This window comes from Eubacterium sp. AM05-23 (assembly GCF_003477535.1).
In the GTDB taxonomy this organism is placed as follows: Bacteria; Bacillota; Clostridia; order Eubacteriales; family Eubacteriaceae; genus Eubacterium; species Eubacterium maltosivorans.
This window is the reverse complement of the sequence record NZ_QUDF01000010.1, coordinates 1-7,143: the sequence shown is the minus strand read 5'-3', so window position 1 is coordinate 7,143 and position 7,143 is coordinate 1. Positions and strand designations below refer to the sequence as shown.

The window sequence follows — 7,143 nt, the reverse complement described above, 5'->3', positions numbered from 1 at the left end:
ACCTGCTGGTATAATCTATGTACCCTTTATTCTTTTATACTCTCATTATAAGGCTTTTCAAAGGAGGCGTCAAGGTCTAGGGATAAAGAGCAGACAGGTTTAAGTCGACCACTGTTTAAATGTTTTTTTAGCTTTCCATCACTGATGGCATACAAAGAAGCAATGAACAGATAATCATTTTTCAGATCAAGTTTAATTGCAACCATAATGTTAGCATCATAATGTTTTACAATTTCAATGCTGTTGGGCTCTTTTGGATTTTTACCAATATAATCCGGAAACTCAAGCATTTCAGAAATATGGGGCAAGTAGGCGAGACAATCGGGATGCCTTTTTTCAATATGAACGCGAAGTCCCTTTGACTGGTAAATCGGCCCGCATGGTAAATTGGACTGTGTGACAAGGTTAAATTCTGGTAGATATTCACCTACTTTTATCATTTTGTTGAAATCAACCATATGCCGCCTCACTTGTTTACAAGAATAAGAACATTATACTAAAAAATGTAAAGAAAAGCAAAAGAAGCAAACGTACGAATTTGGCGTACAATTCAAGGCTGTATGCAGAAGGAGAAAAATAAAGCCTAAAAAAAAGCAGACACGAACAGATCAATTTTTTAATAGCATTTACAGACAAAAACGGGAATACGCAACCAGCATTCTCTTTTTTATTACGGCCCGCCGCTCAAAAATCATTGAGCGGCTTTTTTTATTGAGGAGGTACCAATTATGGCAAAAACCAAAGTCATCACAATCTCGAATCAAAAAGGTGGCGTCGGCAAGACCAACGTCACGGTAAACCTCGGTGTTGGACTAGCAAATGAAGGAAAGAAAGTGCTTCTGGTGGACAGTGATCCACAAGGCGATTTAACCACTTCCCTCGGATGGTACGATCACTATGGACTTGAAGCGACGTTGACTACCATGATGCAGGGCATTGTCGCTGACCAGCCCATTGACCCCAAGGCGGTGATCCTGCACCACCTGGAAAACGTCGATTTAATCCCCGCGGATTTAGATCTCGCAGGCATGGAGATGTCACTACTGGTGGCTATGAACCGGGAATCCGTACTGCGCATGTGTCTACAGGACATCAAGAAAGACTATGACTATATCCTTATCGACACCATGCCAAGCCTGGGTATCCTGTCGATTAACGCCATGGCTGCGGCGGACAGCATCATCATTCCCGTACAGGCCCAGTATCTGGCCCTTAATGGGATGACCCAGCTGATCCAATCCATCAACAAGGTTAAGCGTCAGATCAACCCCAATTTAAAAGTTGAAGGTGCACTCATTACCATGGCCGATATAAACACCAACATGACCAAAGAGGTGGCCGAAGCACTCCATGAGCAGTACGGAAAACAGCTTTATATTTTTCGCAATGCCATTCCACGCGCTACAAAGGCAGCAGAAACCAGTGCGGCGGCCAAAAGCATTTACACCTACGACAAGGGAACAAAAATCTGTGAAGCCTACAAAGCTTTGACGAAGGAGGTAATTAACCATGGCAGTAAACAAAAAGATAAACATGCCGCTGCCCAGTGCCGATGACCTGTTTAAAACCGATGCGGAAAGACAGAATGATGGACTTGAAAAAGTTATGGAAATTCCCATTGAGGAAATTTCAAGCTTTCCAGACCATCCCTTTAAGCTCCAGATGGATGAAGCCATGCAGGACATGGTCGAAAGCATCAAAGAATACGGCGTACTGTCACCCGCTTTGGTAAGACCAAAAGAAGGCGGGGGATACGAGATGGTATCCGGCCATCGAAGAAAAATGGCTTCTGAGATTGCAGAAAAGACGGCGATCCCCTGTATTGTCCGAAATCTGACGGATGATGAAGCAACCATTTTGATGGTGGATTCTAATCTGCAAAGAGAGAATATATTGCCATCTGAGAAGGCTTACGCATATAAAATGAAATTGGAGGCCTTAAAACATCAGGGAAAAAAGATGGACGAAACTTCCCGACCAGTGGTCGGAAAGTCTGAGAGTGCTGAAATTGTTGGTAAAGAATCTGGTGATAGCGGTAGACAGATTCAGCGTTATATCCGCTTAACCGAACTGGATTCCCCCATTTTGGACATGGTGGATGAGGGGAGAATCGCGTTCCGGCCCGCGGTAGAACTGTCCTATCTGAAGACTGCCGAGCAAAAACAGCTTTTAGAGGTGATGGAAAGCGAGGAGTGTACCCCTTCATTGGCACAGTCCACGAAGCTGAAACAGTTCTCCAAGGAAGGGAAACTCACGAACAACGTCATTTTATCCATCATGAAAGAGGTCAAGCCCAACCAGAAGGAAACCATCAAAATTCAGAAAGAGAAGATCAGCAAGTATTTCAGGAAAGGAACCACCGACAAAAAAATTGAAGATACCATCATTAAGGCGTTGGAGATGTATCAGAAACGCCAGAAGCAGATGGAGCGGTAACAGGATTCAGGGTGGCAGAGATGCCGCCCATTTACGTTCAAAGGAGGAACGAAAATGTTAGAAACAGATTGGATGTACGAAGATTATCAGATCACACAGGTCATTGATATTCAAGGGCGTATGGTTATTTTTGGAGAAAGTCGCTTAGATAATAAGCCAACAGCGTTCTTGTGCGGCTATTATGAACCTTTGTTATTGGAGGATGCTTATTCAGAAATCCAAATCGGCAGTTATCTGGAAATGATGGAACTGTTCATAAAGCGGGTACAGTGTCAAATTGATAAAGTGCGGGAGGAACAACAGGAAATGGATGTGCCGTTAGATGCTATTACCCGGGAAATGTGTGTTCCTTATCAGGAGAATACAGGCATCCGTGGTCAGATGGTTGCCATTGATCCCATGCGGTTTCGGCCAGAAGATCGCATTGGCCCGAAACAAATTGGCTATGTGATAGCGGATCAAACCCCTTCCAAAAACAGTATGGTGTTCAGACGGCTTTATGATGGCCGGGAGATGTGCTGTTTTTACGGGGACATTCTGGGTGTGCTCAAGTCTGAATATCAGCCGGATTGGGCCAAAGAAGTGGTCTGTCAACTTGAAAAAAATGATGAAAACCGAAAAGGAGAAACACGCTGATGGAAAAACATGAAAACAAAGGCTATCAGATCACCGACAGCATCCAAGTCGGGAATACCGCTTTCGTCATCGGACACAGCGAAAGCCTGCCCTATCCCTATGTGGTTTGGAAGAAAACCGAAGGGCAGGGATACGATTATGGACATTATAAAAACCATCGTCAGGAAGCCGTTGAAGATTTGTGCCGCCGGGCACTCAAAGAATTAAAAATACAAAGAAATAAAGAAATGCGAAAACCGCGAAAGGAGCAGGCCGAAAATGAATAAATTACCAGAACAGTGCTATAACACCTTACTCTCCACCGGGGAGCTTGTCACCATTAAGAAAAATGAAAAAGGCTATTTCCCATCTGAGCTTTCCACACCGGATATGTTAACAAACCGTGCCATTGCAGAGCGGGCCAACCGAAAGGCTGGGATCACCAAGGCTCAGACCGCTGCCATGGTCGGCGGTTCTTTGTTTGGATGGTCATCACCCGCCGCGAATCCAGATAACTATGATGCCAACGGCAATTTTGTTCGCGGACGTTTCAAGGATGAGCCGTAAGGAGCAGTGCCATGGCTAAAAATACCAAAGGTTTCAGAGCTTTAACCCGTCTGATTGAAGCGGGCTATAACACCGAAAAGGCCATTGCGGGCATGACCATGACTGAAATGCTGGCGTTGCCCGGCGTGTCGGTCTCCGAACTTGTCCAGTTCGACGAACTGCAAAAAAGCGTTAAAGCAGGCAAAGTTGTCACCTATTTAGGCACCACAGAGGAAAGAGAAAAGAAAAAAGAGGAAGGAGCAAAAGCAAATGACCAAGAAAATACGGTTTATTGATGCGCGGTATTTTGACCTTTTTTATCTGCCCGACGGCAGCCGGATTATTGAAAAATCCATGGATGGCTCGAAAGAGAAAAAGCGCTGTTACTACATTGATCCCTACCATGCAAAAATTGGTGAGCGCATTTTCCATATCCATGAATATGCAAAGCAGATGGAAGAAAGTGCCGTTCTCTATGTTCCAGAAAGGCCACAAGCGGATGACCAGTTAGACTATTACAGCATTTATCAGATGCAAAACCGATTGAGGGTGGATTATGCTTTCTGCACTTACGAGGAAGCGAAAGACCGGATTAATCCTGAAAATTATCGCCCGGTTTATCAGGCTGTTTTAGCTCAAAACATAAATCAGGAAGATATTTATTGGATTCACAACCGGGAAAACCGTCCCTTTAAAGATAAAATAAGACCTTTATCCTTAGGTGATATTATCCTTTTCGACCGAAAGGGTCATCACATTGCCTATTATGTGGACATGGCAGGGTATCCAGAGATCCCCGGCTTTTCCTTTAAAATTGAAAACAAATGAGGTGATAGTATTGCTCAATGCACGCATTACATACGGTGGCAAGCAGCTTTTAACCAAGCTCTGGTACCCACACGACACCATCAAATGGGCTTTATACGATATGGGCATCAGAAAGTCCATGGATGAAATTTATCCGGATGATCCGGAAATCAATATCCAGTACCTGCCCGACAGTCCAGAAGGACAGCAGCTTTCATCCTTGATTACCTGCCGTCATTCCCTCATGGAAGTCAACACCGCCTGCCGGGCTTACTACTGTACCGGGGACTACCGCGTTATGGATCGCATGGATGCGCGGCTTGAAAAGGGCTCTATTAAAACATTGGAGGACTATATTAAAACCGCGCAGCGGATCAAGAGAAAGCTGGATAAAGACCCGATCCGGCGGAAAACCGATGCGCGGTAAAAGAAAGAAGGAGGAAAACCAACATGTACGAGGGTGTGATTAATGCCTATGTGACGAACTTAGGCCGCTACAACGAGGGTTATCTGGTGGGAGAGTCCTTAGCTTTACCCGCCACCACTGAGGAAGTACAGGCCCTTTTTGAGCGGATCGGCATAGATGGAAAGCGATATGAGGAATACTTTATCACCGATTATGAAACAGAGGTCAGCGGCCTGGGCGATTGTCTGGGTGAGTATGAAAATCTGGATGCTCTGAATTATTTCGCGTCCTGCCTTGATGAACTGACCGAGGAAGAAATGAAAAAATATGAAATCGCTGTGGAAGAAGGCGACTACACGTCAAGCATCGTGGATTTAATCAACTTGACTCAAAATCTGGATTGCTACGACATCGTTCAGGACATCGACAATGACTATGCACTGGGGGAATATTATATTAATGAGTGCGGTGCATTTTTGGAAGTACCGGACGGGCTGAGTAACTATATCGCCTATGACGCATATGGACGGGACGCGCGGCTGAATGATTGCGGCAGCTATATTAACGGCAGCTATGTGTGCGAAACTGGAGCAGGCTTTTATCCCTTTTTCGATGGTCATGAGATTCCCGAAGAATACCACATCACGTCTTTTCCAGAGCCAAGAGATGTGGATGCCCTGATGGTACGCATCGGACAGCCCCCTGAAAAAATCCGCATTGAAAATAGTCTGGAAGGCATCGAGAGTGTCATTGAAGGGACCGTTTGCGCTTATCCCCTGTCGGATGAAACCCTTATTGTTACTCAAAAAGAGGATAAACGGATTCCCAACCACGCCCTTTTTGACGCAGCGGAACATGCCAAGATCAGCGTTTGTGGGGATTTTCTATTGTGCAACTGGGATTTTGAAGCCCTTAAAGTCAAAGACCTCACCCCAAAACAGATTGAAAAATATATGGATCAACTGGAACATCCTGAAAAATACAATGGCGATGTGCGGCGAAAAATCGTATTTCCAGAAAAAGAGAAACACCGGGATACCATGGAACGGTAAGCGGAATGTCATTGAGGGATTCTGCTTTTTTTATTTCAGAAAGGTGGTGATGCCCTGAACGAATCCATCGAACTCACGGCCAATAAAAGAAGTTTTCAAAAAACCAAGGAGAAAAACACATGAGTACAGCCATTAACCTGAACGAATTGATGAAACTTTATGAGGGGGAGGACGTGGAGATTACATTGATCATCCCCTCGTCACCCCTCATTGTGGATGTAAGCGAGCCGTCAGAAACCGCCGACGGGAAAGGAAACGACCATGGAAAACAATACCATTAATCAAAATGAAATAACCGGTAAGAAGGATGAGATCACCATCCTGATGATCCGGGCCGGGGAGCGGCCACAGGAAATGACCATTGAAAATACCCTTGAAGCCAAGCAGAAATTGGTGGATGGATATATTGAAATGTATTATATTCCAACCGATGACGACGCAGTGATCATCTGTAATGAGGAAGGAAAGATCAATGGTCTGCCCCTGAACCGGGGCATTTTTGATGAAAAAAAGCGGCTTGTTGAGATCATTGCAGGCGATTTTTTTCTTTGTAACGCCCCGGGGGACAGCGAGGATTTTACAAGCTTAAGCCCAAAACAAATCGAAAAATTTTCTGAGCAATTCAAATATCCTGAACAGTTTATACGCCTTAATCAAGGGATTGTCGCTGTCCCGATAAAGGATAAACGCAGGGATTATGAGCGGTAACTGAAAATGAAGCGAACAATCAATGTCTTATATATCCGAGCTGGGGAGTCCCCGCGGGCAGTTACCATTCCCAATAACTTGAAATCCATGCAAAAACTCGTAGGCGGCAACATTGAAAGGTATGCATTACCAACGGATGATGATGCAGTGATTATCTGCAACGATGAAGGAAAGATAAACGGTCTGCCGATGAACCGTGGCATCTTTATTGATAACAGTGAACTTATTGACATCATTGCCGGGGACTTTTTTATCTGCAACACGCGGAATGACCGAAAAGGTTTTTCCAGTCTTACCCCCGAACAAATCCAAAAATATGCCGAAGAATACAAGTTTCCTGAACGGTTTTGCCGTGTAAACCGAGAGATTGTCGTCGTGCCATTGATGCCGAAAATCAAATATTATGAGCGGTAACTAAATTGAAAGCAGGGGAGCCTTGCGACGTGAGACTGTCCCAGCAAGCACTGAAAAAGGATAGCCGCCCTCCAGGCAGCTCACCTTTTTCGCTTGTTGGGGCGTTCCCCAGACTGTGTCAAAACACAGTCTCTTGTTGGTGACTCCGTCCCCAAACCC

At 44.9% G+C, this 7,143-nt stretch carries 13 protein-coding genes; 12 read left to right on the top strand and 1 reads right to left on the bottom strand.

Annotated features, from left to right (window positions below):
- Positions 1-26 precede the first annotated feature (26 nt).
- Positions 27-458, bottom strand: coding sequence for a hypothetical protein (locus DW091_RS14040; RefSeq protein ID WP_096919214.1), 432 nt, complete (start codon positions 456-458; stop codon positions 27-29).
- 270 nt (positions 459-728) lie between these two features.
- Here DW091_RS14040 and DW091_RS14035 point away from each other — a divergent pair, with 270 nt between their 5' ends.
- The 12 genes from DW091_RS14035 (at position 729) to DW091_RS13985 (ending at position 6,984) form a co-directional block, all read left to right on the top strand.
- Positions 729-1,556: an AAA family ATPase gene (locus DW091_RS14035; RefSeq protein ID WP_058695878.1), complete on the top strand. Its 828-nt coding sequence runs from the start codon at positions 729-731 to the stop codon at positions 1,554-1,556.
- Positions 1,510-2,436, top strand: coding sequence for a ParB/RepB/Spo0J family partition protein (locus DW091_RS14030; RefSeq protein WP_058695877.1), 927 nt, complete (start codon positions 1,510-1,512; stop codon positions 2,434-2,436). Before DW091_RS14035 ends, DW091_RS14030 begins: the two co-directional genes overlap by 47 nt.
- Positions 2,437-2,490: 54 nt before the next feature.
- Positions 2,491-3,072 carry a hypothetical protein gene (locus DW091_RS14025; RefSeq protein WP_058695876.1) on the top strand — a complete coding sequence of 194 codons (582 nt, stop codon included), beginning with the start codon at positions 2,491-2,493 and terminating at the stop codon, positions 3,070-3,072.
- Complete coding sequence (locus DW091_RS14020) at positions 3,072-3,338, top strand: hypothetical protein (protein WP_058695875.1); 267 nt, start codon at positions 3,072-3,074, stop codon at positions 3,336-3,338. The genes DW091_RS14025 and DW091_RS14020 overlap by 1 nt, the downstream gene beginning before the upstream one ends.
- On the top strand, positions 3,331-3,618 hold the full coding sequence (locus DW091_RS14015; protein WP_058695874.1) for a hypothetical protein: 288 nt from the start codon (positions 3,331-3,333) through the stop codon (positions 3,616-3,618). Before DW091_RS14020 ends, DW091_RS14015 begins: the two co-directional genes overlap by 8 nt.
- 11 nt (positions 3,619-3,629) lie before the next feature.
- Positions 3,630-3,893, top strand: coding sequence for a hypothetical protein (locus DW091_RS14010; RefSeq protein WP_058695873.1), 264 nt, complete (start codon positions 3,630-3,632; stop codon positions 3,891-3,893).
- Positions 3,868-4,425 carry a YodL domain-containing protein gene (locus DW091_RS14005; RefSeq protein WP_058695872.1) on the top strand — a complete coding sequence of 186 codons (558 nt, stop codon included), beginning with the start codon at positions 3,868-3,870 and terminating at the stop codon, positions 4,423-4,425. The genes DW091_RS14010 and DW091_RS14005 overlap by 26 nt, the downstream gene beginning before the upstream one ends.
- Positions 4,412-4,831, top strand: coding sequence for a hypothetical protein (locus tag DW091_RS14000; protein WP_144432353.1), 420 nt, complete (start codon positions 4,412-4,414; stop codon positions 4,829-4,831). The genes DW091_RS14005 and DW091_RS14000 overlap by 14 nt, the downstream gene beginning before the upstream one ends.
- A gap of 23 nt (positions 4,832-4,854) precedes the next feature.
- On the top strand, positions 4,855-5,862 hold the full coding sequence (locus DW091_RS13995; RefSeq protein ID WP_082669385.1) for an antirestriction protein ArdA: 1,008 nt from the start codon (positions 4,855-4,857) through the stop codon (positions 5,860-5,862).
- Positions 5,863-5,981: 119 nt separating this feature from the next.
- The gene (locus tag DW091_RS20160; protein WP_158501399.1) at positions 5,982-6,143 is read left to right on the top strand and encodes a hypothetical protein; all 162 of its coding nucleotides are present in this window, start codon (positions 5,982-5,984) and stop codon (positions 6,141-6,143) included.
- Positions 6,124-6,570, top strand: coding sequence for a DUF3846 domain-containing protein (locus tag DW091_RS13990; protein WP_082669384.1), 447 nt, complete (start codon positions 6,124-6,126; stop codon positions 6,568-6,570). The genes DW091_RS20160 and DW091_RS13990 overlap by 20 nt, the downstream gene beginning before the upstream one ends.
- 6 nt (positions 6,571-6,576) lie before the next feature.
- On the top strand, positions 6,577-6,984 hold the full coding sequence (locus DW091_RS13985; protein ID WP_058695870.1) for a DUF3846 domain-containing protein: 408 nt from the start codon (positions 6,577-6,579) through the stop codon (positions 6,982-6,984).
- The last annotated feature ends 159 nt before the right edge of the window (positions 6,985-7,143 follow it).